This window comes from Arthrobacter wenxiniae (assembly GCF_013376105.1).
Taxonomy (GTDB): domain Bacteria; phylum Actinomycetota; class Actinomycetes; order Actinomycetales; family Micrococcaceae; genus Specibacter; species Specibacter wenxiniae.
This window is the reverse complement of sequence record NZ_JAAMFM010000001.1, coordinates 217,756-236,570: the sequence shown is the minus strand read 5'-3', so window position 1 is coordinate 236,570 and position 18,815 is coordinate 217,756. Positions and strand designations below refer to the sequence as shown.

16 protein-coding genes are annotated in these 18,815 nt (G+C 67.8%); 6 read left to right on the top strand and 10 right to left on the bottom strand.

All coding sequences use genetic code 11. From position 1 onward, the window contains the following. Window positions 1-18: 18 nt before the first annotated feature. Window positions 19-486, bottom strand: coding sequence for a type II 3-dehydroquinate dehydratase (gene aroQ / locus G6034_RS01150; RefSeq protein ID WP_176633254.1), 468 nt, complete (start codon window positions 484-486; stop codon window positions 19-21). Window positions 487-545: 59 nt separating this feature from the next. Here aroQ and G6034_RS01145 point away from each other — a divergent pair, with 59 nt between their 5' ends. Beyond that, a complete protein-coding gene (locus G6034_RS01145) occupies window positions 546-1,040 on the top strand; it encodes a hypothetical protein (protein ID WP_176633253.1) in 495 nt (164 codons plus the stop codon). Here the strand turns inward: G6034_RS01145 and G6034_RS01140 are convergent. The 8 genes from G6034_RS01140 to G6034_RS01105 all read right to left on the bottom strand — a co-directional run bounded on the left by G6034_RS01140 (window position 1,027) and on the right by G6034_RS01105 (window position 10,991). Next, entirely contained in the window at window positions 1,027-3,165 is a 2,139-nt protein-coding gene (locus G6034_RS01140) for an alpha-galactosidase (RefSeq protein WP_176633252.1), read from the bottom strand. The genes G6034_RS01145 and G6034_RS01140 overlap by 14 nt on opposite strands. 29 nt (window positions 3,166-3,194) lie before the next feature. After that, window positions 3,195-3,986: a DeoR/GlpR family DNA-binding transcription regulator gene (locus G6034_RS01135; RefSeq protein WP_176633380.1), complete on the bottom strand. Its 792-nt coding sequence runs from the start codon at window positions 3,984-3,986 to the stop codon at window positions 3,195-3,197. 83 nt (window positions 3,987-4,069) lie between these two features. Next, complete coding sequence (locus tag G6034_RS01130) at window positions 4,070-4,981, bottom strand: carbohydrate ABC transporter permease (protein ID WP_176633251.1); 912 nt, start codon at window positions 4,979-4,981, stop codon at window positions 4,070-4,072. Next, window positions 4,981-5,955: a carbohydrate ABC transporter permease gene (locus G6034_RS01125; RefSeq protein ID WP_176633250.1), complete on the bottom strand. Its 975-nt coding sequence runs from the start codon at window positions 5,953-5,955 to the stop codon at window positions 4,981-4,983. The genes G6034_RS01130 and G6034_RS01125 overlap by 1 nt, the downstream gene beginning before the upstream one ends. Before the next feature lie 96 nt (window positions 5,956-6,051). Then, a complete protein-coding gene (locus G6034_RS01120) occupies window positions 6,052-7,374 on the bottom strand; it encodes an ABC transporter substrate-binding protein (RefSeq protein WP_176633249.1) in 1,323 nt (440 codons plus the stop codon). A 342-nt stretch (window positions 7,375-7,716) separates the two neighbouring features. Then, window positions 7,717-9,054, bottom strand: coding sequence for an ABC transporter substrate-binding protein (locus G6034_RS01115; RefSeq protein ID WP_176633248.1), 1,338 nt, complete (start codon window positions 9,052-9,054; stop codon window positions 7,717-7,719). Window positions 9,055-9,083: 29 nt separating this feature from the next. Continuing rightward, on the bottom strand, window positions 9,084-10,049 hold the full coding sequence (locus G6034_RS01110) for a carbohydrate ABC transporter permease (protein ID WP_176633247.1): 966 nt from the start codon (window positions 10,047-10,049) through the stop codon (window positions 9,084-9,086). 9 nt (window positions 10,050-10,058) lie between these two features. Next, complete coding sequence (locus tag G6034_RS01105) at window positions 10,059-10,991, bottom strand: carbohydrate ABC transporter permease (protein WP_246295189.1); 933 nt, start codon at window positions 10,989-10,991, stop codon at window positions 10,059-10,061. Window positions 10,992-11,185: 194 nt separating this feature from the next. Here G6034_RS01105 and G6034_RS01100 point away from each other — a divergent pair, with 194 nt between their 5' ends. Beyond that, window positions 11,186-12,388 carry a Gfo/Idh/MocA family protein gene (locus G6034_RS01100; RefSeq protein WP_176633245.1) on the top strand — a complete coding sequence of 401 codons (1,203 nt, stop codon included), beginning with the start codon at window positions 11,186-11,188 and terminating at the stop codon, window positions 12,386-12,388. A 14-nt stretch (window positions 12,389-12,402) separates the two neighbouring features. Further along, entirely contained in the window at window positions 12,403-13,422 is a 1,020-nt protein-coding gene (locus G6034_RS01095) for a LacI family DNA-binding transcriptional regulator (protein ID WP_176633244.1), read from the top strand. Window positions 13,423-13,494: 72 nt separating this feature from the next. On the opposite strand, the gene acs is transcribed toward G6034_RS01095, so the two are convergent. Then, on the bottom strand, window positions 13,495-15,468 hold the full coding sequence (gene acs, locus G6034_RS01090) for an acetate--CoA ligase (RefSeq protein ID WP_176633243.1): 1,974 nt from the start codon (window positions 15,466-15,468) through the stop codon (window positions 13,495-13,497). 347 nt (window positions 15,469-15,815) lie between these two features. Here acs and G6034_RS01085 point away from each other — a divergent pair, with 347 nt between their 5' ends. The 3 genes from G6034_RS01085 to G6034_RS01075 are packed head-to-tail and all read left to right on the top strand — an operon-like array spanning window position 15,816 to window position 18,757. Next, entirely contained in the window at window positions 15,816-17,195 is a 1,380-nt protein-coding gene (locus G6034_RS01085) for a hypothetical protein (RefSeq protein ID WP_176633242.1), read from the top strand. Between the two features lie 3 nt (window positions 17,196-17,198). Further along, window positions 17,199-18,080, top strand: a complete 882-nt coding sequence (nth, locus tag G6034_RS01080; protein ID WP_176633241.1) for an endonuclease III — start codon at window positions 17,199-17,201, stop codon at window positions 18,078-18,080. After that, window positions 18,077-18,757: an NUDIX hydrolase gene (locus tag G6034_RS01075; protein WP_343037887.1), complete on the top strand. Its 681-nt coding sequence runs from the start codon at window positions 18,077-18,079 to the stop codon at window positions 18,755-18,757. The genes nth and G6034_RS01075 overlap by 4 nt, the downstream gene beginning before the upstream one ends. Window positions 18,758-18,815: the final 58 nt, after the last annotated feature.

Genomic DNA, 18,815 nt, shown 5'->3' with positions numbered 1-18,815 from the left:
GGGCCCAGCGCGGAGCGGCTACGGCAGCACCTGGTCCAGGTAGCTGACGGCCATCACATAGCCGTGGATGCCCGCGCCAACAATGACGGCGTCGCACACCGGCGAGAGGTAGGAGTGGTGGCGGAATTCCTCGCGCCGGTGGACGTTGGAGATGTGCACCTCCACGGCGGGAAGCTCGACGCCGGAAATCGCGTCGCGGATGGCCACGGACGTGTGCGTGTAGGCGCCGGCGTTGATGATGAGTCCCACCGCCGTGTCCCGCGCGGCATGGATGGCGTCCACGAGGTCGCCCTCATGGTTTGACTGGATGCACTCGGCACTGAACCCCGCGGCATTGGCGGCCGCAACGGTGAGCCGGGCGACGTCGTCGAGCGTGTGGCTGCCATAGATGGCGGGCTCGCGCGTGCCAAGCAGGTTCAGGTTGGGGCCGTTGAGGATGAGCAGTTCGCCGCGGCCCTGGGGCGTGGCGCCGGTTGTGGAAGTCATGGATCAATCATGCCGCACGTTCCGGACCGCCCCGGGTTCCCCGGCGGTAGGATGCGGCTATGGACATGTGGTGGGGGCGGATTGTCGCCAGCCTGGGAGGCTGGGGCCAGGGCTGGCTGCCCGTCATCTCCCTCACCGGCGTGTTTGTCACTGCCCTGGTGGCGTACCTGAGCTACCGGCGGGCGCTGGACGCCGACCGGCGCGACCAGTGGTGGGCGCGGGCGCAGTGGGCCATCGACGCCGCGCTGGAGCCGGGCGGCGGCCGCCGGCTGGCCGGGCTGATCGTCCTGACCAGCCTCAAGACCAGCAAGCTGGCAACCCGCCAGGACGCGGAACTGTTCGACGAGATTGCCCGCAGCGTCAAGGCCTCGCTTGGCCCGGCTGCGGCGCGCCGGCAGGTGGCTCCCGAAGCAGCTGCGCCCGGGGAAGGCGTGCCTGAAGAAGGCGTGCCCGGCCACGACTCCCTCCTGCGCCAGGCGGATACCCTGCTGCGTGCCGCGGCGCCGCCGGAGGTTCCCCGGAAGCCGCCGCGCAGCCCCATCAGCTCGCCGTGACCTCCAGCAGGATGGCATGCTCCGGGTTCAGCACGGGCATGGGCAGCCCCACCTCGGCCAGGAAGCGCCCGGACGCCACGGCCCCGCCGGCCACCCACGCCGGCGCCGCCGCCTGCACAAACGTGGCGCCGGCCGCGTCCGGGCCCGGGTAGCACAGCTGCACCCGGTAAAGCGTGTCCGGGGAGAGCCCCGGTATTCCCACCCGTCCCGGCTGCTCCGCGTACGACGTCGTCACCGCCGCGAGCGCGAACAGCGCCCGGGTGCCGTCCCCGGCCACCACGCCGTGCAGCATGAGGGAGGGATCCGGCACGTCGGCCCGCACCATGGTGCCGGTGTGGATGAGCCCGCGGTGCTTCTTGTACAGCTCGATGGCGCCGCGCAGCTCCCCGCGTGCGGCGCCCCGCACCTGGCGGATGTCCCATTCCAGGCCGAAGTGGCCGAACAGGGCCGTGATGGCGCGGAAGGAGAGGTCGTGCGTGCGGCCAGTGGTGTGCGAGGTGGTGGGGCCGATGTGCGAGCCCATGAGCTCCGGCGGCACCACCAGCCCGGTCCAGCGCTGGATGACCTGCCGTTCCAGCGCGTCGTTGCAGTCCGAGGCCCAGATCCGGTCCGTCCGCTCCAGGATGCCCAGGTCCGCGCGGGCACCTCCGGAGGAGCAGCTTTCAATCTCCAGGCCGGGGTGCGCGGCCTTCAGGGCGTCCAGCAGCCGGTACACGGCCAGGGTCTGCCGGTGCACGCCGGGGCGGCCTTCGTGGCCCAGCTCGGCCAGGTCCCGGTTCTGGTCCCATTTGAGGTAGCTGATGGCGTATTCGTCCAGCAGGGCGTCGAGGCGGTCGAAAATGTACTGCCAGGCCTCCGGGTTCGCCAGGTCCAGCACCTGCTGGTGGCGCCACGGCAGCGGCAGCCGGGACCCGGCGTCGTGCCTGGCCACGGGGCCGGCAAGCCAGTCCGGGTGGGCACGGGCCACGTCGGAATCGACGTTGACCATCTCCGGCTCCACCCACAGCCCAAACTGCATGCCGCGGGACGTGACGGCCTCCACGAGGGGGTGCAGGCCGTCCGGCCACAGGCCCGGATCCACATACCAGTCGCCCAGGCCGGCGTGGTCGTCGCGGCGGTGGCGGAACCAGCCGTCGTCGAGCACGAACCGCTCCACTCCCAGCTCCGCGGCGGAATCGGCCAGCTCGGTCAGCACCCCCAGGTCGTGGTTGAAGTAGACGGCCTCCCAGACGTTCAGGACAACGGGGCGGGGCGTGGACGGGTGGTGGCCGCGGGTCCGGAACCAGTCGTGAAACGCCTCGGAGATGCCGTCCAGGCCGTGGTCCGAGTAGGCCGCAAAGTACGGCGGCGTCACGTACCGTTCCCGGGGCGCCAGCACCACCTCGCCGGAGCCCAGCAGTTCCGCGGCGCCCATCACGGTGCGCCCGTCCGCCACGGCGTCCACGAACTGTTCGTGGTCCCCGCTCCAGCCAAAGTGGCCTGCCCACACCTTGCCGTGCCGGTTGCCGAAGCCGGGCGTGCCCACCGCCATCAGCAGGGAGGAGTCGTGGCCGGTCCGCCCGTGGCGGCCGCTGCGCACCCACGTGCCCTGGGCAACCGGACGGCGCTGCGGGTGGCGTTCCCGGCACCACCTGCCGGTGAGGTCCAGGATCTCGGTGCCGTCCCGCCCCACGGGGAGCACCACGGACAGCTCGTCCAGGGCAAAGCCGGTGCCGCCGCGGTTCTCCACCTCGTGCCGGAGCTCCAACAGGCCGCCGTCGTGCAGTTTCACGGTGGTCACCACGGACAGGCCAAGGTCCTCGTCCATTTGCTCGATCCGGGCCTCGGCACCGTGCTGGAACCAGTCGGCCAGGCGCAGCAGCGGCGAGAAACCCGCCCCCGGCCGGCCGTCGGCAACGCGGTGCCCGCGCAGTCCGGGGCGCCCCCGCCAGCCGGCCGAGGCCTGCGGAAGAAGTCCCAGCTCAACGGGAGTGTCCAGCGCGGACGGGGGGACGGCGTCGGACAGGATCCCCAGTTCCGGCAGCTCGGGGCCGAGGTCCGCGCCCCAGTGCAGGAGCTGGGGGGAGGCGCCGTCGAGCCCGATGACGAGCGATGTCCGGCCGTGGCGCAGGTATATGGATGGCACGAGTGTTTCCTGTCGGTTTTTGGGTGGGGCTAAGAGGCCAGGGGGTGGGCGGTGGTGCGGACCAGGCGCAGGCTGCCGACGCGTTCACGCAACACGCGCTGCGCCTCGTGGCCCAGCTGGTCGTCGCTGATGACCTCGTCCACCTCCTCCATGGCGGCGATGGTGCTGATGCCCACGGTGCCCCACTTGCTGTGGTCCGCCAGCACCACCACCCTGCGGGCCGCATCGATCAGGGCCCGGTCCATCTCGGCCTCGAGCAGGTTGGGGGTGGTGAAGCCGGCGTCCTGGTCCACGCCGTGCACGCCCAGGAACAGCACGTCCAGGTGCAGCGAGCGGACGGACTGCGTGGCGATGGGCCCCACCAGGGCGTCCGACGGCGTCCGCTCGCCCCCCGTGAGGATGACCGACACCCTGGAGGCCGCCTCCTGGAAGACGTCCGCGATCTTGACCGAGTTGGTCACCACGGTGAGGTTCGCCCGCGAGCTCAGTTCCTTGGCGAGGGCCCAGGTGGTGGTGCCGGCGCTGAGCCCGATCGCCATCCCGTCCCTGACCAGCAGCACGGCTTCCTTGGCGATGGCCTGCTTTTCCAGCGTTCCCAGCGTGGACTTGAGCTCAAAGCCGGGCTCGTGCGTCCCGGCGCCCCCGGGCACCTTGGCGCCGCCATGGATCTTCTGGACCAGTCCGGCGTCGTCCAGGGCCTCGATGTCGCGGCGGACGGTGACCAGGGAGACGCCGAACTGCTCGGCCAGGTCGGAGACCCGCACCACGCGTTCCCGGGCGACGGTGGCCACGATGGCCGTGCGCCTGGCGTCGGCCAGCATGGGCACGTCCTCCGTGCGCTCCGTGCGCGGGACGGGATCGCCCTTGGCGGTTTTCATCTGTTTCTCGGTCCTCACGTGGACGCTCACCCCTTGCTGGAGCCCAGTGTCAGGCCCGCCACGAACTGGCGCTGCAGCGCCAGGTAGATGACCAGGGTGGGAATGACCGTGATGGTCGCCCCGGCGGCGAGGAGGTTGTAGTTGGACAGGAACGTCCCCTGCAGGTTGTTGATGGCCGTGGTGACAGGCAGCCGGTCGCCGCTTTGGATGAAGAGCAGCGGCCAGAAGTAGTCGTTGTAGATGAAGATCAGCTCCAGCGTGGCCAGGGCGGCGATGGCCGGCCTGCACAGCGGCATGATGATGGAGACGTACTGGCGCCAGATTCCGGCCCCGTCCACCAGGGCGGCCTCCGTCAGGTCCGCGGACAGCGCCTTCATGTAGTTGGAGAGCACAAAGGTGCAGAAGCCGATCTGGAACGCGGTGTTGGCAATGATGACCGAGATGTAGGTGTTGAGCAGGCTGCCGGAATCGCTGAACCAGTACGGCAGCTGGATGAGCTTGAACATCTCAAACAGCGGCGTGGCCAGGACCTGGGGCGGGAGCAGGTTTCCGGCCGTGAACATGATCAGCAAGGTGATGTTGAACTTCCAGTTCACGCGGCTGACGGCGAAGGCCATCATGGAACTGCACAAGAGCACCAGAATGATGGTGGGGACGGTGATGATGAGCGAGTTCATGAAGTAGCGCGGGAAGCCGCCCTGGGTCCAGGCCTGCGCAAAGTTGTCGAAGTTGAACGCGCCGCCCAGGCTGAAGTAGCCGTACTTGTCCGTGTCCGCCTTGGGGCGCAGGGCCGTGAAGAGGGCCCAGCCCAGGGGGATCATCCACATGACGGCCATCACCGTCAGGAAGATGTGGGTGCCGTAGTGCGGGCGGCTGCGGCCGTGGCCTGCGCCGGTCTTGGCGGGCCGGGCCCGGCGGGCGGTGGTGGAAGCAGACATCAGAACTTCTCCTTCCGGAAGGTGCGGGACAGGTAGATGGTGATCGGCACCAGGGAGATGACGAGCAGGATGACGGCGAAGGCCGAGCCGATGCCGATGGACTGCCCCTCGCCGATCAGGTAGGTGATGACCAGGGCGCTGATGAGTTCCAGGCCGTTGGTGCCCTTGTTGATGACCCAGACGACGTCAAACGCCCTCAGGGACTCGATGATGGTGATCACCACGATGACGATGTTGATGGGGGCCATGGCGGGAAAGACGATCCGGAAGAACGTCTGCGTGGCATTGGCCCCGTCCAGGGAGGCTGCCTCCTTCAGGGAGGCGTCCACGCCCTTCAGCCCGGCCAGGTAGAGGATCATGACGTAGCCGGCATGGCGCCACGTGGCGGCGACCAGCGCCGCCCAAATGTTGACGCTGGAGTTGCCGAACCAGTCCACGGCCTGCGGCGTGCCGGCCGTGCCGAGGAGGAAGTTCAGCAGCCCGTTGTCCTTTTGGTAGAACAGCTGCCAGATGATGCCCACGAGGGCCAGGGACAGCATGACCGGGACAAAGAAGATGCTTTGGTAGATCTTGCTGCCGCGGATCTGCTGGTCCAGCAGCACGGCCAGCAGCAGGCCCAGCGGGGTGGCGATGACGGCCAGGAACAGCAGCCACAGGATGTTGTGCTGGACGGCGGGCCAAAAGGCCGGGTTGTCCGTGAAGACGTAGCTGTAGTTGGCGAGCCCCGCGGCACGGATGTCGGACAGGGCCAGGCCGTTCCACCGGGTGAAGGACAGGAGGACGGACAGCAGCGTGGGAATCCAGACAAAGGCCAGCTGCACCAGGGTCGGGATGCCCACCATGATGCCCAGGACCACCTTGTCCCGTTTGGAGAGGCGCCTGACGCGGCCCGGCTTGCGCGGGCGCGCTGCTGCAGTGTGGCCGGCCCGCGAGCCGGGGGCGGCTGGTTCGGAAAGCTCGGTTGGCGTGGTCATGGTGGAAGACTCGTTTTCTGGCGGCGGATGCATTGTGGGGCGGCTGCTTGTTGCAGCGGGTGTCCGGTGGCGGCGGGGCGCCGCCACCGGCTCGCGTCACTGGGCGGCGTACAGCGCCTTGGCCTGGGATTCGAGGTTCTTGACGTCCACGGTGCCGTCCTTGATGAAGCCCTGCAGCGCCGGGATCATGACGTTGTTCGCCATGGCCGGCAGGGCGTCGCGGTCAAAGAACTGGCTGATGCTCTTGGCGTTGGCGATGGTCTCGGCGCACTTTTTGGTGAGCGGGCTGAACGTGGAGGTGTCCGCGCCCTTGGCGGTGGCGATGTTGGAGGGGTCCACCTTCGCGTAGGCGTCCTGTCCTTCCGGGGTGCCCATGAACGCCAGGAAGTCCCGGGCGGCCTGGTTGTTGCCGCCCTTCTTGGACAGCAGCAGGCCGTCGATGGGGGCCTCCACGGCGTCCTGGCCTTCCATGGCGATTTCGGGGAACGCGAAGAAGTCGATGTCGTCCAGGATGGTCTTGTCCGTGTACTGCTGGGTGACAAAGGAGCCGAGCAGGTACATGCCGGACTTCTTCCTGCCCATGTTGATGGCCGCATCCTGCCAGGTCATGCCCAGGGCGGCCGGGTTTTGGTACGGCAGCAGGGCCTTCCAGGTGTCAAAGACGTCGCTGACCTTCTTCTGGTCCCAGGACTCCTTGTGCGCGGTCAGGTCCATGTGGAACTGGTAGCCGTTGAGGCGCATGTTGATGTAGTCGAACGTGCCCATGGCCGGCCAGCCGTCCTTGTCCGCAAATTCAATCGGGATCAGCCCGTCGGACTTCATCTTGGCGCACAGGGTCTTGAGCGCATCGAAGGTGGTGGGGACGGCGTAGCCCTTTTCGGCCCAGACGCTCTTGCGGTAGAAGAAGCCCCAGGGGTAGTTGTAGTTGGGCACAAAGTACATCTTGCCGTCGGGGCCGGTGGAGGCCTTCTTCATGGCGTCGGAGTAGTTGGCGCCAACCTTGGCCCAGACGTCGTCGATGGGGGCCAGGAGCCCCTTGCCGGCGTAGTACTGCATGCGGTACCCGGCGAACCAGGTGAAGGCGTCGTCCGGGCTGCCCTGGAGGTAGGTGGAGATCTTGTTCTGGAAATCGTTGTGGGGCACCACGTTGGTGGTGACCTTGATCTTGGTCTTCGCCGTGAACGCGTCGGTCACGGCCTTGTAGGCGGCTTTGGGGACGTCGTCGGAGGAGCCGGACCCGAAGGTCAGCGACGTTGAGGCGGAAGGCGTGGCGCCCGGGCCGCTGCCGCCCGTGCAGGCGGCCAGCAGCGGGATGCCGGCGACGCCCACGGCGCCGACGCCGAGGGTCTTCAAAAGTGTGCGGCGGTCAAGGCCCGGCCGGAAGGTTCCGTTGGCGGGCCGGTCTTCGTGGATTGACATGATTTCTCCCTTGAAAAACACAGGCCTGTGAAGTGGATCACATGAAGCAATCATAAACTGTCAAAAACGAACGTCAAGACTCAAAAAGAAAAATTTTCGATCACGATTGAGGCGCGGCGTGAAGCTGCCGTGGAAGTTCTGCGGCGGGTAAAGGCTTTCCCTGTGTGGTGGCGCGGAGCGCACGCCGCCACATCCGCGCCTGCCGGCACCCCCGCCGGGACGCGGGAAACGGCACGTGACAGCGCCGCGGGCCAATGTGACGGCCCGGAACCGCGGGGCCGCCTCCCGGGGCCGGGCGGCGGCCGCGGGGTTCCGGCGGGGGGGGTGGTGTTTAGTGAACTGTTATTTCGCAAACAATGCGTTCACCTGGCTGTTTGCGTCCGTCAGCGAGCTGGCCGGGGCCTTGCCCGAGACGACGGCGTCCATGGCCGGCTTCATGATGGCATCGATTTTCGCCGCGTTGTCGGTGATCGGGAACAGGAAGGTGGTCCCGTCCTTGACCTGCTGGGTGAATGCGCTGACGTCGGTGCCCTTGGCCGCGAAGGCCTTGGCGGCGAGTTCCGAGGAGGACTTGATGGCGGGGAACACCACGGCCTTGCCTGCCACAACGTCCTGGCACTGCGGCGAAGCAAGGTATTCGACCCACTTGGTGGCCCCGGCCGGGTTCTTCGTGGCTGCGGAGATGGAATCCGCCAGGCCGTTGAACATGCTGGACCGCTTGCCGTCCACGCCGGTGGGCGTTGGTGCGATGCCCACCTGGACGCCCTTGTAGCCGGAATACTGCCCGATCATCCAGTCGCCATTGGTGTTGATGGCGGCCTTTCCTGCGCCAAAGGTGTCGGCAACGGAGGCGCCCACGGTGGTTTCCAGCCTCGGCATGTAGCCCTTGTCGGCCAGCGATGCCCACCAGGCGATGGTTTTCTGGAACTTGGGGTCGTCGTAGTTGTACTTGGAGCCCCAGGGGTTCTTGTCCGTGTGGGTCCAGCCGGTGGTGCCGGTGAGGAAGCTCCACTCGGTCTGCCCCTGGCCCGAGCCGCTGCCCGCCAGGCCCAGTCCGTAAACGGCCACCTTGGTTTTGTCGAAGCCGGCCTCGTCGCCGCGCTTGCCGTTCTTGTCCACAGTGAGGTGGGCGATGGCCTTTTCGTACGTGCCGCCGTCGTCCGGGTTCCAGCTGAGCTGGGCCATGTGCGCATCGGAGAGGCCCGCGGCCTTGGTCATTGACTTGTTGTAGAACAAGCCCACGGTGTCCCAGTCCTTGGGCAGGCCGTAGCGCTTGCCGTCCTGCCCCACCCACAGGTCGGCCAGTCCGGGGATGAACTGCTTGGTATCGATTTTGTCGTTTTTGACGGCGTCGTCCAGTGGCAGGAGCTGGTGCCTGGCCACGAAGTCCGGGAACTTCGAGAGGTGGTCGGTGAAGACGTCCGGGGCCGTGCCGGCGACGAACGAATTGGTCAGGGTGGACCAGTAGTCGTCCCAGCCGCGCTGGGTGATCTTGACCGTCAGCTCCGGGTTGGCGGCGTGGAAGTCCGTGGCGCACTGCTGGTAGGCGGGCAGCTGGTTGGCGTCCCACAGCCAGTAGTTGATCTCGCCGGCGGAGGAGGCCGGCGTGCCGCCTCCGCAGGCGGACAGGGACAGGGCAACGGCGGCCAGGGCGGCGGCGGTGGCGAGGGGTTTTTTCATGGTGTGCCTTTCGTGGGGCGGGGCGGGGGTTATTTGATGCCGGAAAATCCGATGGAGTTGACAACCTTCTTGCCGAAGGCGAGGAACAGGATCAGGATGGGCAGGGCGGCGACGAGCGTGGCTGCCATGAGCCCGCTCCAGTCCGGCGCGCCCTGGGGCGACTGGGACTTGAAGACGCTCAGCCCGACAGTCAGGACCCGCACCTTGTCCTCCTGGCCCACCAGCAGGGGCCAGAAGTAGTCGTTCCAGGCCGCGATGAAGGTCAGCAGGGACAGCGTGGCGATGGGGCCCACGGCGTTCGGGGCCACGATCTGGAAGAAGATGCGCAGGTGGCTGGCGCCGTCCAACTTTGCCGCTTCCTCCATCTCCCGCGACATGCCGAGGAAGAACTGCCGCAGAAAGAAGATGGCAAACGGGGTCATGAGCATGGTGGGCAGCGCGATGCCGAGGAAGGTGTTGAGCAGGCCCAGGTTCTTGATCAGCAGGAAATTGGGCAGGGCGGTGAAGATTGGCGGCACCAGCAGGGTGGCCAGGAACAACGAGAACACCTTGTCCCGGCCCGGCCACTGCAGCCTGGCAAAGGCGTAGGCCGCAAGCGCGCTGAAGAACACCTGGGCCACCGTGACCATGGTGGAGACAATGAAGGAATTGCGCAGGTACAGCCAGAAGTTGATGGCCGCGCCCGAGCCGCCCTGGGCCAGCGCCTCCTCGGGGCTCTGCATGCCGAAGACCCGCTTGAACGCGCCCCAGCTGAAGTCCGCCGGCAGCAGGCTTGCGGAGTTGGCCGCCAGCGAATGGTTGCTGGAGAGGGCTGTGCGGATCATCCAGAGGAACGGGACCACCGTCACCAGGATGGCGAGCGCCAGGACCGCCCAGGCGCCGATCCGCCCCCAGCCCACGGGGCGCCTGGGGCGCCTGTCGGTGGATGGACGACGGCGGGTGCCCCCGTTGGCGGCGCCGGCCGGCGCGGCGTCGAGTCGTTGTGTGGTTGTCATGGTGTGTTCCTATCCCAGTTCGGATTCATTGCCGCGCAGGAATTTCATCTGCAGGAATGCCACGACCCCGAGGATCGCGAAAAGGATGACCGAAAGGGCCGACGCGTAGCCGAAGTCCTGCTCGGTGAAGGCCTTCTGGTAGATGTAAAGCTGGATGACGCGGGAGGCGTTGACGGGCCCTCCATTGGTCGTGACGGCAACCGTGTCAAATATTTGGAAGGAACCGATGACGGTCACCACCAGCACCAGGACCATGACCGGGCGCAGCAGCGGCATGGTGATCTTCCAAAACGTCTTCCACGCGCCCGCCCCGTCCAGCGCGGCCACTTCATAGACGTTGCGGGGGATGGCCTGCAGGCCGGCGAAGAGCAGCAGCGCCGTGTAGCCCATGTGGCGCCAGACATTGATGAAGGCAATGGTGGGGATGGCCCAGGTCCCGCTGCCGAAGAAGGCGACGCGGGGCAGCCCCAGCCACTCGATCACCTGGTTGACAATGCCGATCTGGTAGTCCAGCATCCAGAACCACAGGAGCGCGACGATCACATTGGCCACCAGGTAGGGCAGCAGCAGGACGCCGCGCACGATTGTCGACTTGGCCACGTGGTACATCAGGAGCGCCAGCCCCAAGGCAAAGACCGTCTGGAACGCGATGTTCAGCACCACGTACTCGCCCGTGACGGCCATGGCGTTCCAGAACAACTTGTCCTGGACGATCTTGATGTAGTTCGTGAGGCCGATCCAGACGGGTGATCCAAAAAGGTTGTAGTTGGTGAAGCTCAGGTACAGGCCGCGGATGGTCGGGACCAGGTAGAAGACAATGAACCCCACCACGGCCGGGGTGATGAACACCAGGGCGGTGGCGAGGTCGCTCTTGCCGCGTTTCCGCGGCGCCCGGGCCGGGGCGGCCGCTTGGCTGCGCGCCGGGATTTCGGTAGTGGCCATTGGCAGGCTCCTCGTTCGCATGTGATTTGGGTAACAGGCTGAACTGGAATCTACACGAGTAACTTTTGGAGCGCAAGGATCAGTTCTGAAGATTGCAGGGACAAACGGATTGTCAGATGACGACCCGTTGACACGAGTAGATTCGTGTGTGAGTATTCATTGACCAGTGTTCCATGTCACCTGAAGGGATCCCCATGTCAGTCACCATCGGCATCGTCGGCGCGGGCCAGTTTGCCGGCCAGTTCGCCAAGCTTTTCAAGCTCCACCCGGACGTCTCGGCCGTCACCGTCACGGATGTCCTGCCGGAACGTGCCGCCGAACTGAATGAACGCCTGTCCCTGGCCGGCACGGTGGCGGACTTTGACGCCATGCTGGCCTCCGACGTCGACGCCGTGGCCATCTTCACCCAGCGCTGGACGCACGGGCCGCTCGTCGTCCAGGCCCTCAGGGCGGGCAAGCACGTCTATTCCGCCGTGCCCATGGCCGTCTCGGAGGAAGAGATAGCGCACATCATTGACGCCGTTCGCCAGACCGGGCTGACCTACATGATGGGGGAAACCAGCTTTTACAACCCCGCCACCGTCTACGCCCGCGACAAGCATGCCGCGGGCGCGTTCGGCCGGGTCTTCTACGCCGAGGGCGACTATGTCCATGACATGGACCTCGGGTTTTACGAGGCGTACCAGTACAGCGGCGGCGAGCAGTGGAAGAGCACGGCAAGCTACCCTCCCATGCTCTACCCCACGCACTCGGTGGGCGGGGTCCTGGGCGCCCTCGACGCGCATGCCGTCAGCGTCAGCTGCATCGGCGTGAAGGACCAGCGCGGCGACGGCGTCTTCGACAAGGACGTCAGCCAGTTCGACAACGACTTCTCCAACGCCACGGCCCTGTTTGAACTCAACGACGGCGGCGCCATGCGGATCAACGAGATGCGGCGCGTGGGCTACCCTTCCCACATCCGCGAATCCCGCTTCCGCTACTTCGGCACGGAGGCGAGCCTGGAGCAGCTGGCCGAAGTCAGCGTCTGGCAGGACAAGGAATCCGTCACGGACATTTCCGCCGAGCTGGCCACGCACGCCACCATGTCCGCCGACGACGAGTCGCTGGCCCATGTTGCCCCCGCCCTGAGGGACGCGTTCATGTCCGGCCATGCCCCGGTGCACGATGTGGCACGGTTGCCCGGCGAATACGCGGGCGCACCCAACGGCCACGAAGGCAGCCACCACTTCCTGGCGGACGACTTTGTCAGCGCAGTGAAGAACGGCACGCTGCCGCCGGTCAACGCCTGGGTGGCCGCCCGCTTCACGCTGCCCGGCATCGTCGCCCACGAGTCCGCCCTCCGCGGGGGCGAGCGCCTGCCGATCAACGACTTTGGCGCAGCCCCGGTGGAAATATAGCTAGCATTGGCACCATGACTGATTCGGCGGCGCGGGCTCTTCGCACGACGGTGACCCGCAAGGACGTGGCCCGCTACGCGGGAGTCAGCGCCGCCGTCGTCAGCTACGTGGTCAACGCCGGGCCGAAGAACGTTTCACCGGCCACCGAGGCCCGCGTGCGCGACGCCATTTCCGTGCTGGGATACCGCCCCAACGCGGCCGCCCGGGCGCTCAAGCTGGGATCCAGCCGCCTGCTCGGGCTGATTGTCCCGGACACCAGGAACCCGTTCTTCACCGAGCTGGCACACGCCGTTGAAGAAGAAGCCAGCGCCAGGGGATACGCGGTCCTGATGACCAATTCGGACGGCACCATGGGCAAGGAGCGCACCCACATCCGCAACCTGGCCGCCCGGCAGGTGGACGGGGTGTTGCTGGCCAGCAACATGTTTGACCCGGACCTGGCCGAGCTGCAGGCGGCCAACATTCCGGCGGTGCTGCTGAACGCGAGCCGGGAGGCCCTGGGATTCGCGACGGTTGGCACCGACCTCCGCGCCGGGGCAAGGGCCGCCGTCGGACACCTCATCGGCCACGGCCACACGAGCATCGCCCTGGCCATGGGCAGCAACGTGGCGGGGGAGGTGGACGGCCGCGAACTGGGCTGGCTCGACGCGCTCTCCGCGGCCGGTCTGCCGGAGGGGCCCATAGTCCGCAGCCTGTTCACGCGCGACGGCGGCTATGCGGCCGGGAAGCGCCTGCTGGCCTCGGCCGCCAGTCCCACGGCGGTTTTTGCCAGTTCGGACATGCAGGCCGTTGGCATCCTGAGGGCGCTCAACGAGGCCGGCGTCGCGGTGCCCGGCGAGATGGCCATTGTGTCCTTCGACGGCTCCACCGACGCCGCCTATTGCTGGCCCCCGCTCTCCACCGTCAGGCAGCCCGTTCGGGAAATGGCCGCGGCCGCGGTCAGCGCGCTGGTGGGCCTGCACGATTCGGCGGCGCCCGCGCACGTGGTCATCCCGTCCACGCTGGTCCTGCGCCGATCCTGCGGCTGCCCCTAAGCAAAACTCTGGCGCAGCAGTTGCCAGGAATCCGCGGAAAATTGGCAACCACTGCGTCACAGTTGGGTCGTGCTACTTCTTCAGGGAGTCCGAGATCTGGTTCATCACGGTGTTGTCCGCGAGGGTCGAGGAGTCGCCGGCCTCGCGTCCCTCGGCGATGTCCTTGAGCAGGCGGCGCATGATCTTGCCCGAGCGGGTCTTGGGCAGTTCCGGGACCACCAGGATGGTCTTGGGCTTGGCGATCGGGCCGATCTCGTGCCCCACGTGGTTGCGCAGGGTGGTGACGATGTCCGGATCGTCCACGGCGGAGCCGCGCAGGATCACAAACGCCACGACGGCCTGGCCCGTCGTCTCGTCGGCGGCACCGACGACGGCGGCCTCCGCGACGGAGGGGTGGCTGACAAGCGCCGACTCGATCTCCGTGGTGGAGAGGCGGTGGCCCGAGATGTTCATGACGTCGTCCACGCGGCCCAGCAGCCAGACATCGCCGTCCTCGTCCTTCTTGGCGCCGTCGCCGGCAAAGTACATGTCATCGAAGCGGGACCAGTACGTGTCCTTGTACCGCTCGTTGTCGCCCCAAATGCCGCGCAGCATGGCCGGCCAGGGCTCGCGGATCACCAGGTAGCCGCCGTGGCCGTCCGGCACGGGCGCGCCGAGCTCGTCCACCACGTCCACGGCGATGCCGGGCAGCGGGGTCTGGGCCGAGCCGGGCTTGGCGGAGGTGATGCCCGGCAGCGGGGCGATCATGATGGCGCCGGTCTCCGTCTGCCACCACGTGTCCACCACGGGGGCCACGTCATTGCCGATGACGCGGCGGTACCACATCCAGGCCTCGGGGTTGATGGGTTCGCCCACGGAGCCGAGCACGCGGATGGAGGAGAGGTCGTACTTGGCGGGAATGTCCTCGCCCCACTTCATGAACGTGCGGATCGCCGTGGGGGCCGTGTACAGGATGGAGACCTTGTACTTTTCCACGATCTCCCAGAAACGGCCCTGGTGCGGGGAGTCCGGGGTGCCCTCGTACATGACCTGGGTGGCGCCGTTGACGAGCGGCGCATAGGTGACATAGGAGTGGCCGGTGACCCATCCGACGTCGGCCGTGCACCAGAACACGTCCGTCTCGGGGTGGAGGTCGAACACGGCGCGGTGCGTGTAGGCCGTCTGGGTCAGGTAGCCGCCCGTGGTGTGCAGGATGCCCTTGGGCTTGCCCGTGGTGCCGGAGGTGTAGAGGATGAACAGCGGATGCTCGGCGGGATGCCCGACGGCGGTGTGTTCGGAGGCTGCCGCCCCGACGGTGTCGTCCCACCACTTGTCGCGGCCCTCGACCCAGTTGACGTCCTCGCCATTGCGCTTGACCACGACGACGTGTTCCACCGAGTGCCCGGATGCGGTGAGCGCCTCGTCCACGGCCGGCTTGAGGGCACTGGGCTTGCCGCGGCGGAACGTGCCGTCGGCGGTGACGACCAGCTTGGCCTCGGCGTCGTCGATGCGGCTGCGCAGGGCCTCCGCGGAGAAGCCGCCAAAGACCACGGAGTGGATGGCGCCGATGCGGGCGCAGGCCAGCAGGGTGATGACAGCCTCGGGGATCATCGGCAGGTAGACGGCCACACGGTCGCCCTTGGCCAGGCCCAGCGCTTCAAAGGCGTTGGCGGCCTTCTTGACCTCATCCGTCAGCTGGGCGTAGGTGTAGGTGCGCGTGTCGCCGGGCTCGCCCTCAAAATGGATGGCGACGCGGTCGCCGTTGCCGGCCTCCACGTGGCGGTCCAGGGCGTTGTACGCGGCGTTGATTTCGCCGTCCTCAAACCAGGTGGCGAACGGCGGGTTGGTCCAGTCAAGGGTCTTGGTGAAGGGCTTGGACCAGGTCAGGAGCTCGCGGGCCTGCTTGCCCCAGTAGGCGGCGTGGTCCGCGTTGGCAGCCTCATATTCGCCGGCCTTGATGACCGCGTTGGCGGCAAATTCGGCACTGGGCGGGAAGTGGCGGTTCTCCGTGGAGAGATTCTCCAGTGCGTCGCCGGTGGCCCCAGCCGTGGTGGTGTCTTCGGACATCTAAAACCCCTTCATTTCCTTCTCTGCGGTGCCGCGCACCCTGCATCCAGTCTTTCTTGCTGATGCTTGGGAAGCAGGTGGCGGCACCGTGGCTCATTCGCGTTCTTCTCCAAGATTCACTGTAGCGTGTCGGGTGCCACAACGTGTTTGCCGTCACAGGACGAAGGGCCCGGCGGGGTCGGATCTGCGCCCAACTGCAGGCTGCCCGCCTGGTTGCGCGTGTGCGGCGGACAGGGTCGCAAGTCCCGATCTGTGCCGATTTTGGCGAGTTTTGGCCGTGGTCCGCTAGTGTTGTCCACCCGCGTTCACTAGGCTGTAACAGAACCGTGACTTCGAGGAGTGACCCCATGACAGAGCAAGAAGCGCCCACCACCGCGGTGGCGTCCGAACGCAGGGCCCCGGCCCAGGGCAAAGCCCTCCTTGGCCCGTTGACAGTCCGTGACGTGGCAGCGCTCGCCGGAGTCGTGGTCATTTTCGTGGCATCTCTGCTGCCACTGCTCATGGGGCCAGGCTTCGCGGGGAACTTGTGGAGCCTGAGCCCGCTGTTCTTTCTCGGCATCGGGGTGATCCTGCCGCTGGCCGTGGGAGTGCTGTTCGTGGTCCGCAGGCTGAGCCCGGAAGTGAAGCTCCGCTTCGGGTCCCTCTCGGTGGACCAGTTCGCATCCGTCATCGCCGCCTTTGCCACTTTCTACTTCTTCCTGGCCACAGTCGCCAATTTCCGGGCGGCCTACCTGGTGGGGCTGATCGGCGCCCTCATCCTGCTTTCCGCCACCGTGCTGGCACCCTGGATTCCGATTTTCGCAGCCGACTTTGCCGGCCGGGCCGAGACCCCGGCCCACCCGGTGGCGCGTGACGCCGTGGTGGCTGCCCGCCGCCCCGCCGCCCCCAAACAGGCGTTGGCACTGCCTGCCGGCCCCGGATCGGGCGGTGCCGTTGGCGCAAAGGGCGGGGCCGCCGGCGCGCGGGCAGCGGGCGAGCGGGCCGGCCAGCCGGGCCAGTTCCAGGGCCAGGGCCAGGGCTGGACCGCGGGTTCCCAGGAGCCCGGCCACACCCCGGCCGGCCAGATCTTCACCCCCGCCGGTGACGCCCCCGGCATGCCGGCGGCAGGCGCCGCTGCCGGAGCCGTCGCCCCCGTCCCTGCCGGGGCGCAGGCCGGCGCCGCGGACGCCGGAGCCTCCGCGCCCTCGGCGGCACAGCCGCCCGCCGCCCGTGACGACGCGCCGGAAACGGCCGGCCCCGCAGCAACCGGCGTCCATGCAACCAGTACGCAGGCAACCAGTGCGCATGAAAGTGTTGCCCATGAAACGGTTGCCCAGGAGCCGGGCGCTCCGGCGCAGGCGTCCGCCAACGCCCACGAACCCCAGGCGGCGCGGGGCACGGAGCCGGCTGCCGGCGTCGTGCCTCCGGGACAGGGTGCGCAGGAAAGCGCCCCGGCCACCATGCTGAACCCGAAGATCGTGGAGCCCGCGCCCGCGGGGGAAAGCATCGGCGCCACCGTCCACCCGCAGGGTGCGCCCGTGGCGGCCGACCCCTTCTGGTTCGCCGTGGACCGCCCGCAGAACGTGGTGGATGAGCACACGCGACAATTCGTGTTCAAGCTGATGCCAGGGTCGTGGATACTGGCCCTCGAGGACCGCGGAAGCAGCTTCCTGGTCCAGGACAGCCACGGAAAGACGGGCCTGCTGCTGGACCTGGTCGGAGTCGAGCGGGCGCCGGAGGGCCAGTAGGCCTTGAGACCGGCCGGCAACGAATCCGCGCTGGCGCTCAAGCGGCGTGCGCGCAGGATCAACCGCGAGCTGGCGGAGCTGTACCCCTACGCGCACGCGGAGCTGGATTTTCGGAACCCGTTTGAGCTGCTGGTGGCCACGGTGCTCTCCGCTCAGACCACTGACGTGCGCGTCAACGCGGTCACCCCGGCGCTGTTCGCCCGCTACCCCACCGCCCTGGCGCTGTCGGAGGCGCCCGCCTTTGAGCTGGAAACCCTGATCAGGCCGACCGGCTTTTACCGCGCCAAGGCGGCCAACCTGCTCGCCCTGGCCACGCGGATCGTGGACGAGTACGACGGCGAGGTGCCCGGCTCCCTGCAGGCCCTCACCACCCTGCCGGGCGTGGGGCGGAAAACGGCCAACGTGGTGCTCGGCAACGCCTTCGGCATCCCCGGCATCACCGTGGACACCCACTTCATCAGGCTGGCCCGCCGCTTTGGGTGGACCGCGTCGGAGGATCCCGTGCGCATCGAGGCCGACGTCGCCGCCCTGTTTGAACGCAAGGACTGGACCATGGTCTCGCACCGTGTGGTTTTCCACGGCCGGCGTATCTGCCATGCCCGCAAGCCCGCCTGCGGTGCGTGCCCCGTCGCCCACCTCTGCCCCGCCTACGGGGAGGGCGAGGTGGACCCCGTGAAGGCCGCCAGGCTGCTCAAGTACGAGCTGGCGCCGGGGCAGGAACAACTGCTGGCCCGGATGCTGGCCGACGTGGGCCGCGCGGCCGAGTACCGGCAGGAGTCCCAGCGTTCGGCCCGGCTGGCCGCCACCGGGCTGGCCGCCACCGGGCTGGGTGCCATTTCCGCCGGCGCGGCTTCCGCCGGCGCGGCGGGGGACGTGGGGCCGTGAGCGCCTACGCGGACTTGAAGACGCTGGCAGGACGGGCCCGCGCCGGCGAGTTCCACGCGGCGCGCGCGGCACTGTGGAATACGCCCATGGACCGCACCACCGCGCGCCCGGCTGCCGTGCTGCTGCTCTTCGGCGCGCTGGACGACGTGCCGGCCGCTTCCTCCAAGCCGCTTGCCTCCGCGGACCTGGACCTGCTGCTCGTTGAACGCGCCGCGACGCTGACGGACCATCCGGGCCAGATGGCCTTTCCCGGCGGCGGGGTCGATCCCGCGGACGATTCCGTCGTGGCGGCCGCGCTGCGCGAGGCGGAGGAGGAAACCGGTCTGGACCCGTCCGGCGTTGAAGTGCTGGGTGTCCTGCCGCAGGTGCCGGTGCCCGTCTCCAACTTCATGGTCACGCCGGTGCTGGGCTGGTGGGCGCGGCAGACGCCGGTGGACGTGGTGGACTACGGCGAATCGGCGCAGGTGCTTCGAGTCCCCGTGCGCGACCTCCTCGACCCCGACAACCGTGTCACGGCCACCCTGACCCGCAACGGGCAGACCTACCGGGGCCCCGCCTTCACGGTAAACGGCGTGGTGGTGTGGGGCCTCACCGCGGGAATCCTCACGCACGTGCTGGACGAGCTGGGCTGGTCGGTCCCGTGGGATGCGTCACGGGAGATCCCCGCACCGCTCTGAGTTGCCGCGACGCTTGCTGGCGGGGGCGCCGGCGGCTGCGGATTGGGCGCCGCGCCGC